Source organism: Methylococcus sp. EFPC2, assembly GCF_016925495.1.
GTDB lineage: Bacteria > Pseudomonadota > Gammaproteobacteria > Methylococcales > Methylococcaceae > EFPC2.
In genome coordinates this window covers 3,504,780-3,523,831 of sequence record NZ_CP070491.1, presented here as the reverse complement: position 1 = coordinate 3,523,831, position 19,052 = coordinate 3,504,780, and the positions used below count along the sequence as shown (strand labels likewise).

The window sequence follows — 19,052 nt, the reverse complement described above, 5'->3', positions numbered from 1 at the left end:
GCTGCCCGAACCTGCGCAATGTATGCCGGACTCGCCATGTCATGATATAGGCGAAAACCCACCCGTAGGTCTCGCTTCATGGAAGCGAAACCTACGGAGCATCACACGGGGGAAGGTTGGGCAATACCTGCCGGGGAACGCACCGGTTGATCGCTCCCGTCTCACGCCGGAGACAGGGCGAGACAACCGGCCGTCGTCATGCGGCGTCGATCTGCACGGCTATCGTCGGCCCCGTGGGAACCCGGCTCAGCAGATAGCCGGACAGCGCATTCGGCAAATCCATGGCCGTGCCGAGGGAACCATCCTCCTTTGCCGTCATCCAGGCGGCGACGTGCACTCCCGTAGCCAGCTTCTCGACGTCGCCGTTCGGCATGATCCGGAAAAACTCGAAACCCAGCTCGATTCCCCGCTCATGCACCGCGTTGACATACATCCGCGCGCGTAGCGTATCGAAAGGCATGGCATCACGCAGATGGGAAACTTCCGTATAAACGCAGCGGATTCCGCCGTGCGCGCTATCCATCCGATAGGCATCGGGCACTACACCGAAGAAATGGCTGTCCCGCAGGACACCCTGCAATTCGTAATACTTCGAGTAGTAGATATTGCCCACCAGATTGGCGTCGTTGGAGGTCGTGCCACAGCTATGCTCGGCCAGCAGTATGCCGGTTTCAGGACCTTGCTTCTTGCGCCAGAGGCTGCCGCCGATGAGTTTCACTGCTCGCCGGTAGCACATCGCATCGCTGTTTTCGCTGTCGCCTTGGACGGCGGTCAGCTCCCGGAAAAAATGGTCGAGGTAAGGCGGATACGCTTCGGGACTGACCACCCCGTGCGCGATTACCTTGGCCCAAGTCATCTGGATTTGGCTGGTCGCCAGCTTTTCCAATGCTCCGTTCACAGCCACTCGATGCCATTCGAAACCCACCGAAACCATCGAGTCGTTGGGGCCTCCGCGTCCCAGGAAGCGGCAAGACACTTCGACGACGTCGCCGGCGCGAGCGGGCCGTTCGATTTTCACCCAGGATCGGTTGGTAACCCACGCCCATTTTCCCGAAGCAAACTCATCGGCCAGCTGTCCTAGCACGGGTCGCAGCGCCATTTCCCGTAACCGCCCCATCCATTCGAAAAACCTCACGAAATACACCGAGCCGTCGGGATTGGCGCCGTCCTTGAAGGCCAAAGGAAAGCGGAATAACACGCGTGGCTCCGCCGCTTTATTATCGAAGTCGGCCTGTACGCTGAAAAAATCCGCGGTAATTCCACCGGAGGACAACCAGCCAGACCAACTGTCCGAGCTTGCCACCACGGCAGTCTCCGGCTCCGCGAACGGTATCGACGAACGATCGCCCAACGCATCCAGCGTGACTGCATCCGGGTCGTCCGCCACCGCCATATCGGCTAGAGGCTCTTCCCCCCTCGGACCCAAAACGACCGAGACCACGGTTTCGGCCCCGTCACCCGAAACCAGGGGGAGCGTCGTGATCTTGACCCGATGGGCGGCATTAGACGCCACAAAGAGGCCACGGCCATTCCTGTACTCATCAAGCTCCAGGACGATATCCCGGCTGTCCAACGCCTTGATCCCCGCCTCCAGCGCCGCCCACACCCGGGCACCAGCCTGATCAAGGGACAAACCGGCGCCTTCCAGCGATTTCACCAGAGTGAACAGCGGCTGATTGAGCATGGCACGCCATTGCTTCCGGGTGCGTTGCAGCGGGACCACCAGGTCGCAACCTTGTGGCCCCGTACCCGCGACGCAAAGCAACAAGTCATCTTCGTGGCTGATCGAAATACCCAGTTCGCGGTCACCGTCCTGCGCTTCCTGAGTGTGCGGAGCATCCGTCGCCGCACGCACCGACCCACCTCCCTTAATCCCTACCACCGGCTTGCCGGAGTCCAGCCAGCTTACTTCGACACCGTCCAGGTTGAACCGGCTGCCGCGTGCGGCACTCTGCAAGGTGGCATGCATGATGGGCAGAGCCAGGGCACGCCGATCCGCACGATTTTTGCCATGGAGATGGGGTATGCGCCGCAGAGCCACTGCCGGCGCCGACAGCCCCGCCGACCGGCCCGCCGCGGCGAGCGCCTCCTGCAGCACGCGTTGCTCGGGTACGTTGGGCTCCCTGACCAGTTCCGCGGGTGTCGGAAAATCGGCTCGCCGTTCCAGAACCTGCACTTCATAACCGCGAATGTGCTCGATCAGCCGTCCTTGTTCGTCGAACACCGTGACTTCTCCCAGCACGCGCCGGCCTTCGCGTCCCACCACTTTGGCCTCGGCCCGATAGCGTCCCGCCGGATCGCGGCTGGCGTAAAGATCGATACAATCGATACGTATCGGCAGGCAAATATCAGGTGTCAGCGAGAGCTGGGCCGCCTGCAGCAAGGTATCCCGATAGTAGGGATCGCCCAATACCAATGGTCCGCGCACGTCCTCAGCAAAACCTTCGGGCGTCGACAAAGTATCGGGACGGGTTTCGGTCACGAATACCACATGCTTTTCATCCAGCGCTTCGATAGCGCTAATCCGTTGGAACAGCGGTCCCTGAAATAACACCCCACCATAAAGCTCCAGACTCGGAACGATGCCCAGCATGCCGCTGACTCGGGGCACCGGCAAATTGCCCTTGGCCTCCCGCCGCTGCCCAAGTATGAAGCGCGCGGCGAAATGCGCCGGCTCCAAACCAGTTTGATCGGTATGTATGGACGCCTCGATGACCCTGGCATCCTCCGCGTCCACACGTTCCAGTGCCAGGGCGCGGATCTCGATGGTCGTCGGTCTATCGCGGCCGACCACGATGGGCCGTTCCAGTTGGATATTCTCGATGCGCACGACCTCAAGCCGCGGGTTCCCCGCCACGTGCAGGCAGGCCTGGGCCATGGCCTCCAACCCCATTACCGTGGGCATCAGCAGCGAACCCCGGTAATCATGATCGGCCAGGTAGAGATCTTGCTCGGTGTTGAGCGTGACACGGGTGACCTTTTCTATACCGGGCTCGAAGCGCTGCAATGCCCCGTCGAAGCGCAGCGCTTGCGATCGTTTCTCTTCTGTCGGCCGAGCCCAGGTGGCCAAGCCGCTGCTGCTGGCCGTGATGATAACCTCCTGGGTGGGCGGGGCCGACCGCGTCCAGCGCATGAACTGGCGCACCCCTTCTTCGACCGAGATCGCGTCTATACCCATTTGCCCCAGATGCCGCACGCTGCCGAGCTTGACGCCCATGCCTACGGAATCCCAGACGCCGAATGCATAGCTCACTACCGCCGTGTCCGGATGCCTGGCGGAAAAGCCTTCGAGCAAACGCGCCACCGTTTCGTTGGAATAAGCGTACCAGGCATTGTTGTGCATGCCCGTAACGCCGATGATGGAGGTGAACGCCGCAAACATTTTCAGCGGCGCCGCATCCAGCAGGGCCAGCAAATTTTCCGCACCTTGCAGCTTGGGCGCGATTTCAAGCCTGGCCTGGGCGGCGGACACGTCCACGACGCGGCGCGGCGCATTGCTGCCCGCACCGTGCAATACCGCCGTCACCGGCCCCAAGTCTTCCTGAATTTGGGCAATCACCTCGGCCAACGCCTGGCGATCGGCCACATCCGCCGCGTAGTAGCGGTGTTCGACCCCAACCTCCGCGAGCTTGCGCAGGTTGTCAGCCAGCTCGCCGGCTTCGTCTGAGGAGGGTGCCCTGGAACGGCCGACCAGGGCCAGCTTAACCCCCGTTTCCCGAGCAAAGGCCAAGGCGCACTCCGCCGTAATGCCTTTGCCGCCGCCGGTAACCAGAAGGACATCGTCAGCCGACCAAGTCAGATTTCGCGGCGAGCAGTATTCCGGCTCTACCGTGGTCATGCAGCGTTTCCAGCGCAACCCGTCCAGGTCGTATTCGATCGCCTGATAACGCGGCTCGCTCGTGAGCTCCTGCTTGACTCGGCCGGTAACGAAATCCGCGGAGAGCGCCGGGTCGAAATCCAGCACCACGACTTCGAGATCCGGTCGTTCCAGATAAAGGCTGGCGGCAAACGACCAGGCCGTCGGGCCTCCCACCCCATCCTGGCCTTTGCTTCCCTGGCTCTGCACGAAAGCAACCGTGCGCACCCCCTGCCAGACTTCCGGTCGCTCGCTGGCCAGCCGGTGCAGCGTGGCCAGTTGATCCACGCCCGTGGACGATGGTCGAACCGACCCATCGGTTCGGTTGTCTCCCAACATCAAAATCAAGGTGCTGACGGGTGAGATCGCCCTTTCCGCGGAAATCTCCACGAGCAGTTCCGTACCCAATGCCTCTGCCAACGCCTGGCCGAGGGCCGAATGGCCGCCGGGGGCTATGAGCAAGGGTTTCAGTTCGTCACCGTACGGCGCGCGGGATGTCGCTGTGGAGAAGGATTCCGGCACTTTGGACAAACTGAAAGCCCTGACCCAATGGGCGCGCCACGGCGTTGGAGGCGTTGCCGCCGCCGTCGTGCCTTTCTCAGAGGCGCTCGCCATAGCGGCTTGTACCGTATTGGCGATCTCGCCCAAGGTGGCGTTGGCCAAAGGTCCCGCCTCGACCCGGTTCTGAGTGCCAGTTTGCAGGAGCAAATCGCCCAGCAACGACGCAGCCTTGATAGAGTCGATATTGAGGTCGTCGAGCAGACGCTGGTCCCGGTTGAGGCAGTCCTCGGCGAACCCGGTGCGCTCGGCTATAAGGCCCAGCAAGACATGCCAGGCCGTAAGCCGGTCGTTCGCTGGCTGAGAAACCGCTTCGAAGGCCGTGATGACAGCGCCCACGTTCGCATTGCCCAGGCTCATGGCGTCGATTTGCCCCGCCACGCCGAGCTCGATGGCGGCATCGGCCAGCAGAGTTCCGATCTTGATCGAATCAAGATTCAGATCATCGATCAAGCGGGCATCGTCCGGAATGCTGTGCACCGCGAAACCGGTGCGCTCGCAGATCAAGCGGAGCAGAACGCCACGTGCGGACCGGGAGCCCTGGCCGGAGGTGTCCAAAGCCAGGCTCTGCTCGCTGACGACCGGCACAGCAGCCAGCCTTGGCGCGGCGGCTTGCCCAGAAGGGTCCGTAACCGCCTCCAGCTGTTCGATAAAAGGTTGATGATGGAGCCACGCGCCCGCATAACGAGCCAGCTTGGCCAGTTGGCCGCTATGTTCGGGTAGCCGGCCGTTGACCACCTGCAGCACGCCCAAGGGCTCCCCCTGCGGGCTGACTATGGGCATGTAGTCCAGCCGTTGCACATGCAAGCCTGAGACTTCGTCGGCTTCCGGGCGATAGCGAGCATCGGCCGTCACGTTGGCGACATGGACCGGCTCCAGTGCCCGGAATGCATGACCGACGAGGCCTGCATCCGCGCTCACGGTAACCGGCCGGGACGCCGCATCGGCCGACCACGCGCGAAGTTCGTGAACTTCGGCGTCATGAACCAGAATGCGGGCGTGTTCCGCTCCCAACGCGCTTTTCGCCGACTCCAGCAAATGCGACAACACAGGCTTCGGGTGATGGTCGATCCACCGTTCATTCAGTGCGTTCTCCAAGACATGGTCTATGCGTTGAACTTCATGAACACGCTGCCGTAGATAGGCACGAATGAGCGCAGGCGCCGCTCGGCCGGCCAGATCTGCAACCATATGGGCATCCATGGCGGTGAACGGGTCGTCGGGGCGGCGCACGAGTCGAACCACGCCAACGGCTTGTCCGTGAACTCCGGTCAGCACCGGCGCATACAGAGCGGTCCAGGTTGGAAAGGCGCCCAGGCCTTCGAGCACCAGATCAAAACGGGGGTCGTTCAATAGAACGTCGACGGTTTCCGCCTGGGCGGAACGCAGAACGTCGCCGAAAATTCCCAGGTTGGCAGGAATCCGATTGACGAATCCATGGGCAGGCATCACCGGGCGCAGCGCGTTTTCCGCCTCGTCGAAGAGTAACAGGATGGCCTGTTCAGCCCGCACCACATCGCAGAGAGCCATGTTGAGCTGGTCGGAAAGCAGCATCAATTCGGGCGTGCCGGACTGGTTGTCATCGTAGACCGATAACAGCTCCTGGCCAAAAGGACGTGCGCTCTTGCGCACGGTGACGGGTAAGGGCTCACGCTCGCAGGGGTTCACATAAAACTTGCGCTCCGCCGCGGGGACCAACGGCCGCACCAGGCGTTCCTCATAAAGGCGATCCCAGCGCAAGTCGCGGCCCCGGACGAATGCCTCGGCCATTACCGCATTCAGGTCAGCGTCCCGTCCCGGTCGGCTTTCCACCGGCATGCAGAAACGCACCAGAGAAGGGTCATGACTTTGCGCCAATCCTGAAAGCACGCGACCGGGCCCGACTTCCACCAGCCAATCGCAATGTTCCGAGAGGGTTTCCAGCAACTTGGTGAAACTCACCTTGGAAACGATCTGCCGGGCCAGATAATCTTTTATATCGACGTCGGCGTCGATCTCCCGGCCATCGATGCCCGAAAACATGCGGTATCGCAAGGAATCCAGATGTTCGGGCAGGTGTTGGCTTTGGCGTAGACGCTCCGCAGCTGGTTCAACCAGGCGTGAATGAAAGCCATTGGAAACCGGCAATATCTGAGCGCGGAATCCTTTTTCGACAGCCGCCTCCACGATTCGGCGTACCGCCTCGGCCTCACCGGAAATAACGGTCTGTTGGGGCGAGTTGGCGTTGGCAATCACGCAGTAGCCGCCAGCGTGGTCCAACAAACTGGTAGCCGTCTCGACATCACATGCCAAAGCGCCCATGCTGCCGGCTTCGCCGTCTTGCGCAGCCATGACTATGCCGCGCAAGGCGGCCAATCGAGCCAGGGTTTGTGCATCGTAACCACCGGCGACTGCGAAAGCAGTCAACTCGCCCAGGCTGTGCCCTCCAACTACCGAAGGCACGATACCCAGTTCCTCGAGGCGTCGAGCCCACATCCAGGATGCCACGCATATGCCCGGCTGAGCATTTTCGGTGCGCGTCAACTCGGCAAGCCAGGCCGGCTCACGCTTGTTGGCGGGATCCGGTTCGCCGCGGCGCAAGTACAGTTTGCTAAAGGACTCCTCTTCCAAGGAACGGCCGCATTCCTGCCGCAGAGCCGCTACCTCGGCGTCCGTCTCAGTCACATAGTGTTCCGCCCACGCGAAGCGATTCACCAAACCGCGCGCCATGCCGATCTGCTGCGAACCCTGGCCCGGAAATATAAATCCCACTGTACCGCTCTCCACGGCGTTGCTGGCCCAGATCAGATCGCTACGCCACAGTTCACCGGGCGCCAGAGGCGCCTCGCGCAAGCGCTGGACGAGGACATCGAGCCTCGTATTCAACTCGTCGATACCGCCGGCGAGCACGGCCGCTCGCCATGGCAAATTCTGCAGCCGATTGGCATGGTGCGCCGCAAAATCGATCAGCTCCCCGCTGCTGAGCCCGCGTGCGTGCGCGCGCGCTTCTTCGACCCGCTTGATCAAACCGGCCGCGTCCTCTGCTGAAAATGGAATTACCTCGCTGTTTTGCCAGGAAGCCAGCAAGGCTTGTTCGGCGAGCTCAGGCGCCAATTGCGGTGCAGGCGCGTCGCCGCTTTCGAGCGTCACATGACAGTTGATGCCGCCGAACCCCATGGCGGAAACGCCGGCTCGCAATGACGTCTGTGGTTCTCTTATTCGACCCTCCAATACTGGATAAAGCGCCCTCGCCACGTCCGCGAAGCTGGCGTGCGGTTCACCGCAGCCCGCCGTCGGCGGAATGACCCGGCGATTCACCGCCATGACGGTTTTGATGAAACCGCCGATGCCGGCTGCAGCCTTGGTATGGCCGACGATGGATTTGAATGAGGTCACCCCGACCGCGTGGTCGTCTGCGCCACCGAACTCGGCCAGTGCATCGGCGATGCCTTCCAATTCGATGCGGTCACCGACTGCGGTTCCGGTACCGTGGCCCTCGATGAAGGACAGGGATTGCGGCGCATAGCCGGCCCCCTGATAAGCCCGTACCAGGGCGCGCGACTGGCCCTTGGCGCTGGGAGCCGTGATGCCTCCACGCCCGTCCGAGGAAACGCCCCAACCCCGCAGTACGGCATAAACAGTGTCGCCGTCGCGACGAGCATCTTCCAGGCGTTTGAGGAGTACCATGCCGCAGCCTTCGCCGGGAATGAACCCGCTGCCACGTCGGTCATATACCCGCATCTCGTCCTTACTCAGGGCGGTTGCCTTGCTGAAGCCTATCAGTTCGAATGTGTCGAGACTGACGTCCACGCCGCCGGCAATCACCAGATCCATCTTGTTCTGGTGAAGATAGTCGGCGGCCGTGGCTATGGACAACAAGGACGAAGAGCACGCTCCGTCCACGATGTAACCGCCTCCATGCAGATCCAAATAATTGCAGATACGCCCGGCAATGGTGTTTGCCAAACCTCCTGCCAGGGTATCTTCGGTGATCGGCGGGAACACCGACTTGTACATTTGCTCCACCGTGCTCTCGAACTCCTGCGCACTGGCCGCCGAAAGACCATGGGCATCGGCCGCCCGCCGCAAGATCTTGCGCACAAATGGCCAGCGCAAACGCAAGGTGTTTGCCCGGGTCTCCTCGCCAGTCAAGGTATTGCCCAGAATAACCCCTGCCCTTTCACGGTGCAGACCATCCCCGCTCAGCCCCGCATGCTTGACCGCTTCGAGGGCTGTCGATAATGCCAGCCAATGCACGATATCGGTGGTCTCAAAAGTCGTTCTTGGAATTCGGTACGCACTGGCATCGAATTCGAAGCCATCCATCACCGCCGCTTTCTTGCCATAGGTTTTATCAGGAGCCGCTGGATTGGGATCATGGTATTCCGACAAAGGCAGCCTGACATCAGGTAAATCCCGAAACTGTTGCCGCCGGGTAAGGACATTCTCCCAAAGCTCCAACAATGTGGAAGCACCGGGATATCGGCAAGCCATTCCTATGACTGCGATAGGTTGCGTGCGTGATGCTGACATGATCATACTCCTCGGTAAATCTAGTTTAATTCCATGGGCTCTTGACTTGGAGCGAGCAGGCGTTTTTGAAAGAAAAATAGCCTTTTATACTTAACGGTGGGGCGGTATTTTTCTTTCGAATTAGCTTATTTTATCCCTCTGTTTTGACGCCAAAAGGGCCGTTTTTACTGGTCGAAAGCGCATCCATCTCCGCTTTCGACCCGATTAATAAAGCAACTTACCCGGTTCACTCCGGAACCTTATATGACGACCGTGGCATTAAGAAAAACCATAGCCAAACTTATAATTCAGGGCCGGTTCAGGTGTACTTTCTGACTCGATCCATACCACGTGGTCGACACCGTCGGCCACTTACCTTCGCCTATGGGTGGAAATTCATCGACGATAGACAATACCCTTTCAACTTCTCCCTCCGGCCATACCTTGCCCTGACGCTGATGGCAGCCCTGGCAATTAATGGTACTGGGCCCCCATTTATGCTCATTGAGCAAGAAGTTAGTCGGGTCATCTGACGGATCGTCATTGGCGTAAAGCTCGGCGATTCTCTCCAAGTTATCTTCTCTATGTATCCATGCCTCCCTGCCGAGATCCCAATACTGAAAGTCTCCGCCTAGTATGTCTATCGGAATATGGCGCACCGTCAATATATTTCGTGCTTCGTCAACCAAGCCGGCCTTCAAATAGAAATCCACCTCGCCCAGTATGAAAGCCAGGATGTTATGGGAGGCGTATGGCCAATTTGTGCATGTCAAATTATTGGATACTATGTCGAAGCAGTATTTCCTGCCGAGTTCATAGGCGGCGAAGCCCTCTGCGAAATTCTCCTTCTCCTCAAACATGAGCAGGCCGACGGGTCCACTATGAAACTCCGGATTGATTGCCAACCACTTGTTATGCTCCGCGTCCAGCGACTTTATCGCGGCGGCGTCACCATGAAGCTTGGCCAGCCACCGTCTCGCGGGCACCGTCCAGCCACCAACAAAGGTCGCTAGCCTGAACCGCTTGTTATGTTCCGGATCTTCGCGCCATAGCACTTCCGCCTCCTCGGCCAATACCCGCGAGCGTACGGAGAAGTAACTGGCTATTACGAAGTTATATAGGACCGTAGGGTCTTCATATATAGCTTCCCCGCCAACCCACACACCGGAAGTAGTCAGATAGACATTGGTGAACAGGTTTTTCGGGTGGCTTGCAAAGTCGCTAAACAGCTTTTCTACGGCGCTATATCGGTTCTCTTCGTGATTATCGAAAAAAGCCGTTCTGAAATACTGATGCGCGGCATGGCCATCTTCCAAATTAGCGGCATAGTCTTCATCGGCACTCTCGCGACTGATCAGACTGTTGATCTTGCCATCGGTTTTAGCTAGCGCGTCCCGTAGCCATGCGCTCCGGCCGCCCAAATCCAAGGCGCGATTGAGGAAATACTGTGCGATGACGGTATGCCTAACCGCTTCACCCCCTGTTTTTCTGAGCAGCGACTTATTCAAGTGATATAGAGCCAGGAATTTTGCCAAAACGACATCGTCTGGTTTTTCCAGATAGGCCGTCAGTATCGCTTTTTCGAATCGGGATATATTAGGCTGCGTCTTGTGGGGGAAGCTGGTTTTGTAATCAGCAACAGGATCGGCCTCAGTATTCGAATCGTCAGCATCGTGGTCGCCAGGTATATCGAACAAGGCGTGCCTCGTCTGTGGAATTTTAGAGAATGCAACAATTTCGGAAAACGGCACCCTGAGTTCCAAATAAAGCGGGTTATGGAAGGAAAAATAGTGAGATACCGGGATAGATTCGGCTTCTTGTGGATAGGCGACGGATGAAAACACCGACCAGGCCAATAAAAACAATCCTTTACATATATTCATTACATATCTCCAGCATAATATATAAATGTGCTCAAACGTTTCTTTATGCATAGTATTTTCGGCGGACGATAAATCTATGTGGCCACCTCCTATCATCATCAAGATCCACACGCCTGGCATGTGGATAGATAAAGCCGTGTTGGTAGTACTTTTATTCCGATTGCGGTTGAATTTATTGAGTACGAGGGCTTAGCTCGCAACTCCAAAGCGAGGATTTGTCTGGCACTTCGAGCGTCGATTCGCTGAGGTCCGAAAGTTCATGAAGATGCGCGGAAAGCCGACTCAGGCACGCGTTGCGCAAGGCAGGCAGAACCAAGCCCCCACTGCAGATGACCCGTCTAAGTTTCGTGCAGCGGCTGGCGAAGGGTTCCCGCAAAAACCTTTGCAGTGTCGAGGGCAGAACGTTCAATGTCGTGACGGCCTCGCGCATCACCAATGGCGCAAGCTCAGTCATGTCGGCGTGTTCATCGTCCTGCATCAGGTAAACGCGTCCTCCGGTGGCCAGGGAGCACGCAAGTTCCCATAAATAGGCGCTACGCGAGTAAGGCACGGCCTGCAACAAGGTGTCGTCCGAGATCAAGCCGTGATGGCTTTGTAACCATTGCAGTTGGCGTATCAGCACGCCATGGCTATGCGTGACAAAGCTCGGCACGGAATGAGCCTCCGAGACCAATGAGACCATCGCGAGGTGGTGGGCCTTTACCTGGCTTTGCGGATTTACCGGGCTCATTCCCGCGACCTTGGACCAGCGCGTATCCAGAGGAAGGATGCGTACCCGTGTTTTAGGAATTTCTCCAAGATGGCGCGATAGGGTTAGGATGAATACGGCCTGGGCGGCATCGAACATCTTGGCCATGTAGGCCGGCGGCAGCGCCGGGTCGACGGGTAGAACGGTTCCGCCCGCCTTGAGAACGGCAATCATGGCGACCACCAACTCCAGGCTGGACGTCATGCAAACCGCCACCTTGGCATCTTTTCCCACGCCCAGTGCGCGTAAATAGTTGGCCAGCCGATTGCTGCGCAGGTTGAGCTCTCGATAAGTCAGACTGCCCCCATCGATGCTTATGGCGGTCGCTTGCGGAGTCCGCTTTACTTGCACTTCGATCAGTGCATGTATGGGCCGAAATTGACCGGTATCGATCGCCAGCCGGCTCGCCGGTTCATAGATCGCCAGAGGCTGATGGCTCGACAGGGGAAAAGAAGTTGGCGCCAACCGGGGATTGTTGTTAGCGAACATGACCTTAACCCCTGGATAACACGGCGATGATTTCATCAAGCTCTTCTTCCGAGAGATCATCCAGACGTGCAGATGGCAGCCCGCAGGACATAGCCGCCGAAGCATCTCTTGCGGTGATTGAAGCGCCAACCGTCGGGTAGCTTGAAGACGTCGGTATGGCCACTGCGGCTACCGGCCAGCGGCGTATCTGCATTTCATGACAGTGAGTTTTAGCCATCGTAGTGCTCCTAAAATTCAGCCATCTCGGGTCGATTTGGATGGACCGTCAGTGAAATCCCGGCGATATCGGGAGATCCACTTCCGTTGGGGGCTACGATGCGCGAAAGCGCTCGATCGGGTCTGTGATTTTTTGGACCCGGCTTTTGTGATGTTTTAACTTCGGCCGAAAATGGCCATGCGGACCGAACAGAAAGTCAGAACGGTCCGGTCGCATGCCACGAAGTTTCGCGGAATCAAACGCGCCGCCAGCGACGTCAGATCAGAGGAGATTTTGCGGTGCCAATTACGAGTTGAGTTCGGGAAAGGATGGAAGTCCGCCGCCCGACAGCGCGATTAGCGAAATTCAGCACGTACGGTAAAATTTCGACCGCTGCCTAACCTGCAGGAAAGACTATGCCCGACTGTTGCAGTCGGCGTTTGCGTCACCGCATTTGAAAGATCTATTCGAAGGCTGGCGAAAAGATACTTTAATAGAGCGACGCGAAGTCGCTTCCCAAGTCCTGATGAGTAATGGCCGAGATCATGGGCAGCGGCCTGTCTTCACTCTGCTTACCCCATCCTCCCGGTGATTTACGATTGTGGCGACATGGTGTTGGCGCCGCCTCCCAGAGCCTTGTACAAGGCGATCAGATCCGTGGAAGCGCCCGATTGGGAGCGGGCCAGTTCTATTTCGACGACATACAGCGCGCGCTGGCTGTCCAGCACCTCGATAAAGGAGGAAACGCCCTCCTGGTAACGCCGCTGCGCCAGACGAACGGACTCGCGTAGATCCGCCACCGAGCGCTCCAGCGTCTGCCGGCGGATTTCTTCCTTCAGATAACGGGTCAGGGCGGTTTCCGTCTCCTGCAAGGCCTCCAGCACCGCTTTTTCGTAGGCGAGATAGGCTTCCTTTTGCTTGGCCTCGGCCAGATCGATGCCGGCGCGGATGCGCCCGAAATTGAGCAGCGGCTGCATCAGGTTGGCGGCGGTGCCGTAGGAGAAGGCCGCGGATTTGAACAAGCCTTCGATATCGGTGTTGCGCAGTCCCAGGAAGGCGGAGAGGGAAATTTTGGGGAACAGCTCCGCGATAGCCGCCCCCTGCATGGCGGTGGCGGCCGCCAAGCGGCGTTCGGCCACGCGGAGATCGGGGCGCCGCCTGATCGTATCGGCGGGAGAGGCCAACGTTAGCTCTCCGGATGCGCGAGGTACCGTGCCCGCCTCTTCCAGCTCGCCCGCCAAGGCGCCCGGCGGCCGGCCGGTCAGCGCTTCCAGCTGGCGCTGCGCGGCGATTTGCCGGCCCTCGAGAGCTGGAATCTCGGCCTCCGTGGTTTCATGCTGGGCGCGCGCGCGCACGACGTCGTGCCGCGTCCCCACGCCTTCCGCGTACAGCCTTTCGGTCAGCCTCAACGTGTTTTGTTGCGCTTCCAGGTTGGCGCGGGTGATCCGCACCTGGGTCTGCAGGCTGCGATATTCGACATAGGCGCGCGCCAGTTCCGCGCTCAGCGTTACCGCGGCCTGCTCATGCGCCTCCCCGGCGGCTTCCAGGTCGGCCGACGCGACTTCCAGGCGTCGTTGCTGGCGACCGAACAAATCGACCTCCCACAAAGCGTCGAATCCCAGTTCGAACAGGTTGAAACGGATGCCGGGGGCAAAACCCGGGAAGGGGTTGTCGTTGCGCTGGGCTCCCGCCGCCACGTCGACTTTGGGAAAAAGCTCCGCCCGGGTGCCGCGGCGCTCGGCGCGTGCCTGTTCCAGGCGGGCCAGCGCTATTTTCAGATCCAGATTGTCGGCCAGCGCCAGATCCATCAGGCGATCCAGCCGCGCGTCGCCGAAGCGCTTCCACCAGTCCTTCAGCATCTGCGGGGCGACGGGGTGCAACTCGGCGCCGGCGTCCCTGCCGGCTTGCCAGCGATCCGGCACGCCGGGCTCGGGTTTCCGGTAATCCGGACCGGCGGCACATCCGGCCAGGCCGCACAGCAGCCATAGATATCCACCCTTAAATTTCATATCCGTGTCCTTTCAGAAACAGCGCAACCGCGGCCTCGGTGATGCGTTCCTTTTCCGTTTCGCTCAAGCCGGGCTGTAAACCCAGCAGGCAGCGGAAATGGTCATCGCCTTTCAACATGCCCACCAGCAGTTTGCTCGACGTGCCCACGTCGGGGATACGCAGGGCCTGGCGCGCATCCAGCTTGGTGAGATAAGACGACAGCAGTTTCAGCACCGGCTCCGGACCGGAGCGGTAAACCAGGGCCCCCAACTCCGGGAAGTGCTGCTGTTCGGCGATGATCAGGCGGTGAAGATTCAAGGCCTCGTTGGAATAGATGAGATCGACGAGGGCGCGGACGATGGCTTTGAGACCGGCCGCCGTGTCCCTGGTCTCGGTTTGTGCCTGCGTGAGCGTGTTCAGCAATTCCTCGCATTGGCCGCCGATCACCGCGGCGAACAACTCCTGTTTGCCCTTGAAATGCTTGTAGAGCGTGGGTTTCGAAACCGGCGCGGCTTCGGCGATGGCTTCCATGCTGACGCCGCTGTAGCCGTGCGCGAGGAAAGCGCGTTTGGCTGCATCGAGTATGGCCTGTCGCTTGGGGCTGGTGCCTGTTGTCATGAGATCGCTCGAACGTGGTTGCTTTCGGGACGGTTTGGTGATTAGACTAAACCACACCGTTTAGTAAGGCAATGGAACGTCATGAAACTCCGCGCTTCCTCCAAACCCGTGCTTGTCGTGCTCGCGATCGCGAGCCTATCGGCGATCGGCGCCGTCTATTGGCTCAAGGCGATACACCCCTTCGAAACCACCGACAACACCTACCTCAAGGCTCACATGAGCCAGATCAGCCCCAAGGAAACCGGCTACGTCAAGGAAGTCCTGTTCGAGGATAACCAGAAGGTGAAGGCGGGTGATCTCCTGGTCGTCATCGACGACCACGATTTCCGCGCCAAGGTCGCCCAAGCCGAAGCACAAGTGACGATGGAAACGGCACGCATCCACACCCTGGAAACCGACAAGCGCGCGCAGAGCGCCAAGATTCGACAGGAAGAAGCCAACATCGCCGCGGCGGAGGCCGACCTGGAACGGGCCGCGAAAGACGTCCAGCGTTTCCGCAATCTGGCGGCTGACGGCGCGGTTTCGGCGCAAACCCGGGATACCGCCGAGTCCGCGCACAAGCAGGCCAGCGCCCAGCGCGAAAAAACCCGCTCGGCCCGGCAGGAAGCCGAGAGCGATCTGGCCTCCCTCGATGCCCAGATCGCCGAAACCCGGGCCAGGCTCATGGCCGCCCAGGCAGCGCTGGAACTGGCGCGCATCGACCTGGACAACACCCGTATCACGGCGCCTTTCGCCGGCATCATCGGCAACCGCAGCGTGCAGGTGGGGCAATTGGTGAAACCCGGCAGCGTGCTGGGTTTTCTGATTCCGACCGACGGACTCTTCGTGGAGGCGAATTTCAAGGAAACCCAGATCGGCCGCATGCAGCCGGGTCAGACGGTGCATATACACGTCGACGCCTATCCCGACCATGTGTTCGAGGGCACGGTGGACAGCTTCGCCCCGGCGTCCGGTTCCGAATTCAGCCTGTTGCCGCCTGAAAACGCCACCGGCAACTTCACCAAGATATTAACCCGGCCAAATAATACCGTACTGAGTCTGGTAAAATTCGAGCATGGAAGCAGAACGAATCGATACTCGAAAACTGGAGCCGGCGGCACGAGAGCAATTGCGCCGTACGGTCATCCGCTTGCACCGGCGAGGGCATAGCCAGGCGGCGATTGCGCGGGAGTTGGGTTTGCGCCGTCCCACGGTGACGCTCTGGCTGCTTAAAGCCGAAGCCGGGCATGGCGTGAAAGAGGCCCAGCGTGGTCGGCCCGCAGGCAACGGTCGCCGTCTCACGCCCGCTCAGGAAAGCGTTCTCCAGAAAGACCTGGTGGACAAAACGCCGGATCAAGTGAAACTGCGCTTCGCCTTATGGAGTGCGCAGGCGGTGCGAGCGCATATCCAGGCGTGTTTTGGGCTGAACCTGCCAGTGCGCTCGGTCAGAAACTATCTGAAGCGCTGGGGATTCACGCCGCAGCGCCCGCTCAAACGCGCCTTCGAGCAACGACCGGCGGCGGTGCAAAAGTGGCTCACAGAGGACTACCCAGCCATCGCCCAACGGGCCAAGGCCGAAGGGGCGGAAATTTGCTGGGGCGATGAAACCGCTGTCAGTTCGGTCGAGCATTATCCGCGCGGTTACGCGCCGCGCGGCAAAACGCCGGTGCTGGTGTTGTCCCAGTCCAAGCGGGAGCGCATCAACCTCATCTCCGCCATCACCAACCAAGGGAAGATGCGCTTCATGATGTATCGAGAAACGCTCACCGCCGATGTCTTCATCCAGTTTCTCCAGCGCCTGGTCCGTGAGGCGGGGCGCAAGGTGTTTCTGGTCCTCGACAACCTGCGGGTTCATCACAGCCAAACGGTCAAAGCATGGCTGGCAGACAAAACCGACCAGATCGAGCTGTTTTTCCTACCCAGCTATTCCCCTGAACTCAATCCGGACGAATACCTCAATGCCGACCTCAAGGCACGGATGAGTGCCGCCGAACCCGTGCGCGACGGCTCTCACCTGAAGCGCAAGGTGACTTCGCACCTGCGTTCGATCCAGAAACAGCCCGCCCGCATCCGCGCCTACTTCAAAGCCGCCCCCATCAAGTACGCCGCTTAGAACGTACGGTATTTTATGGCCGGGTTAATAGTACGGCGGGTGCCGGTGAAAATCCGCTTCCGGCCCGGCACCGATTCGAGTCTCTTGAGGCCCGGCTTGTCCACGGTGGTCAAGGTCAGGGTCGGGTAGCGCGCATGTCGGCGGTGATCAAATCCGCGCCGCCCGGGCAGGCTGTCCGAAGCGAGGCGCCGCCCGCAATCGAGGGCCGGCCACAGGAAAAGACGGTCAGCCCGCAGCAGTGGATCGGCTTCTTCGCCATGGTCTTCGGCATCTTCATGGCGGTCCTGGACATCCAGATCGTCGCCAGTTCCCTGCAGCAAATCCAGGCCGGCCTATCGGCGACCCAGGAAGAGATCACCTGGGTGCAGACCAGCTACCTGGTGGCGGAGGTCGTCATCATCCCCCTGTCCGGCTGGCTAGGCCGGGCGCTGTCGACGCGTTATCTGTTCGTCTTGTCCTGCGGCGGCTTCACGCTGATGAGCCTGCTCTGCGCACTGGCCTGGAATCTGCCGTCCATGGTGGCGTTCCGCGCACTGCAAGGCGTATTCGGCGGCGCCATGATTCCGTCGGTGTTCGCGGTGATCTACACCCTGTTTCCACCCCGTCTTCAGCCGACGATGAGCATCGTCGTCGGCATGGTGGTGACGGTCGCGCCGACCGCCGGCCCGGTGCTGGGCGGCTACCTGACCGACGCGGTGTCCTGGAAAACCCTGTTTCTGGTCAATCTGTTGCCGGGCGTGCTGGTTTGTATGGCTACCTGGCTGTACTTGCGCGTTGATGAACCCGACTGGGCCCTGCTGAAGCGCATCGACTTCCGCGGAATTCTCTACATCATCATCTTTCTCGGCAGCCTGCAGTACGTGCTGGAGGAGGGCGTGAAGGAAGAATGGTTCGACAGCCGGGAGATCGTGTTTTTCAGCCTGGTCGCCGCCGCCAGCGGAATCGCGCTGTTCTGCCGGGAGCTGACCATAAGCCACCCGATCGTGGACTTGTGGGCCTTCCGCAACCGCAATTTCGCCGTGGGCTGCGTGTTCAGCTTCATACTCGGTACCGGGCTCTACACCATCATCTATCTGATGCCGGTCTATCTGGGCACCGTCAAGGGCCTGAACAGCCTGCAGATCGGCCAATACATCATGGTCACCGGCATGTTCCAGTTCGCCTCGGCCTTCGTCGCCGGCCCGCTGGCCAAGGTGCTGGATTCGCGCCTGATGCTGGCGCTCGGACTCTGCGGCTACGGCCTCGGGAGCTGGCTGAACGGCAACCTCACCCACGAGGCCGGCTATTGGGAGTTCTTCGTGCCTCAGGCCCTGCGCGGTTTCTCGCTGATGTTCTGCTTCCTGCCCATCAATACGCTGGCCTTGGGCACCCTGCCGCCGGAAGAGGTGAAAAACGCCAGCGGGCTGTACAACCTGATGCGCAACCTGGGCGGGGCCATCGGCCTGGCGGTCGCCAATACGATGATGATCCAGTTGAACAAGCAGCATTACGCCGTGCTGCGCGAGGGGATAACGCCCGGTTCGGCGCAGGCGCAAGCGATGCTGGGCGGCCTGCAGGAACGGTTTTCCGGATCGGCCCTGCCGGACAACGAGCTGGCCGCCCTGAAACAGCTTTATGGCCTGGTGATGCGCGAAGCCGAGGTGCTCACGCTCAATGCGCTGTTCCATGGGCTGGCCCTGGTGTTCCTGCTGGCGCTGCTGCTGATGCCCTGGGTCAGCCGAGTATCGGCGGCCAAGGGAAAAGAGGCCGGCGGGCATTGAGCCGTACCCCGTTCCATTAAGGAAGCGCTTAGCCCTCTCCCTTTGGGAGAGACCGCTCGGCCCCATGACCCGCGGATTGTAGCCCTGGAACCGAGCGGTCTCTTCCCTCATCCGACCCTGCGGGCCACCTTCTCCCAGAGGGAGAAGGGGATAAGGAGCGACCTTCGGTCGCCGGTTCCTGGGTAGGGTTTGGGTGAGGGCTATTAAAATCCGTCGCTTAGCAACACAACCTCGCCGAGAGCCCACTATTCAGGATTGCCGTAATTCGTAGGATGGGTGGAGGCGGCAGCCGCAACCCATCAAACCCCGCCCGATGATGGGTTACGCTACGCTACACCCATCCTACTTGCTGGCTGACCGCCGTTCTCAGCG

At 60.0% G+C, this 19,052-nt stretch carries 9 protein-coding genes; 3 read left to right on the top strand and 6 right to left on the bottom strand.

What is annotated here, in order from left to right:
* Positions 1-196 precede the first annotated feature (196 nt).
* The 6 genes from JWZ97_RS15095 to JWZ97_RS15070 all read right to left on the bottom strand — a co-directional run bounded on the left by JWZ97_RS15095 (position 197) and on the right by JWZ97_RS15070 (position 14,828).
* Positions 197-8,926, bottom strand: coding sequence for a type I polyketide synthase (locus JWZ97_RS15095; protein ID WP_205430902.1), 8,730 nt, complete (start codon positions 8,924-8,926; stop codon positions 197-199).
* A 287-nt stretch (positions 8,927-9,213) separates the two neighbouring features.
* A complete protein-coding gene (locus JWZ97_RS15090; RefSeq protein WP_205430901.1) occupies positions 9,214-10,788 on the bottom strand; it encodes a hypothetical protein in 1,575 nt (524 codons plus the stop codon).
* 172 nt (positions 10,789-10,960) lie between these two features.
* Positions 10,961-12,025, bottom strand: coding sequence for an AMP-binding protein (locus JWZ97_RS15085; protein ID WP_205430900.1), 1,065 nt, complete (start codon positions 12,023-12,025; stop codon positions 10,961-10,963).
* A gap of 4 nt (positions 12,026-12,029) precedes the next feature.
* Positions 12,030-12,242 carry a hypothetical protein gene (locus JWZ97_RS15080; RefSeq protein ID WP_205430899.1) on the bottom strand — a complete coding sequence of 71 codons (213 nt, stop codon included), beginning with the start codon at positions 12,240-12,242 and terminating at the stop codon, positions 12,030-12,032.
* 572 nt (positions 12,243-12,814) lie between these two features.
* The gene (locus JWZ97_RS15075; RefSeq protein ID WP_205430898.1) at positions 12,815-14,230 is read right to left on the bottom strand and encodes an efflux transporter outer membrane subunit; all 1,416 of its coding nucleotides are present in this window, start codon (positions 14,228-14,230) and stop codon (positions 12,815-12,817) included.
* Positions 14,220-14,828 carry a TetR/AcrR family transcriptional regulator gene (locus JWZ97_RS15070; RefSeq protein WP_205430896.1) on the bottom strand — a complete coding sequence of 203 codons (609 nt, stop codon included), beginning with the start codon at positions 14,826-14,828 and terminating at the stop codon, positions 14,220-14,222. Before JWZ97_RS15070 ends, JWZ97_RS15075 begins: the two co-directional genes overlap by 11 nt.
* A gap of 117 nt (positions 14,829-14,945) precedes the next feature.
* On the opposite strand from JWZ97_RS15070, the gene JWZ97_RS15065 reads away from it, so the two are divergent.
* From JWZ97_RS15065 to JWZ97_RS15055, 3 genes are all read left to right on the top strand, one after another.
* Entirely contained in the window at positions 14,946-15,977 is a 1,032-nt protein-coding gene (locus JWZ97_RS15065) for an HlyD family secretion protein (protein WP_240342365.1), read from the top strand.
* Positions 15,883-16,920 (top strand): IS630 family transposase, encoded by a 1,038-nt coding sequence (locus JWZ97_RS15060; RefSeq protein ID WP_205429545.1) that lies wholly within the window; start codon positions 15,883-15,885, stop codon positions 16,918-16,920. Before JWZ97_RS15065 ends, JWZ97_RS15060 begins: the two co-directional genes overlap by 95 nt.
* A 134-nt stretch (positions 16,921-17,054) precedes the next feature.
* The gene (locus tag JWZ97_RS15055; RefSeq protein ID WP_205430892.1) at positions 17,055-18,680 is read left to right on the top strand and encodes a DHA2 family efflux MFS transporter permease subunit; all 1,626 of its coding nucleotides are present in this window, start codon (positions 17,055-17,057) and stop codon (positions 18,678-18,680) included.
* Positions 18,681-19,052 lie beyond the last annotated feature (372 nt).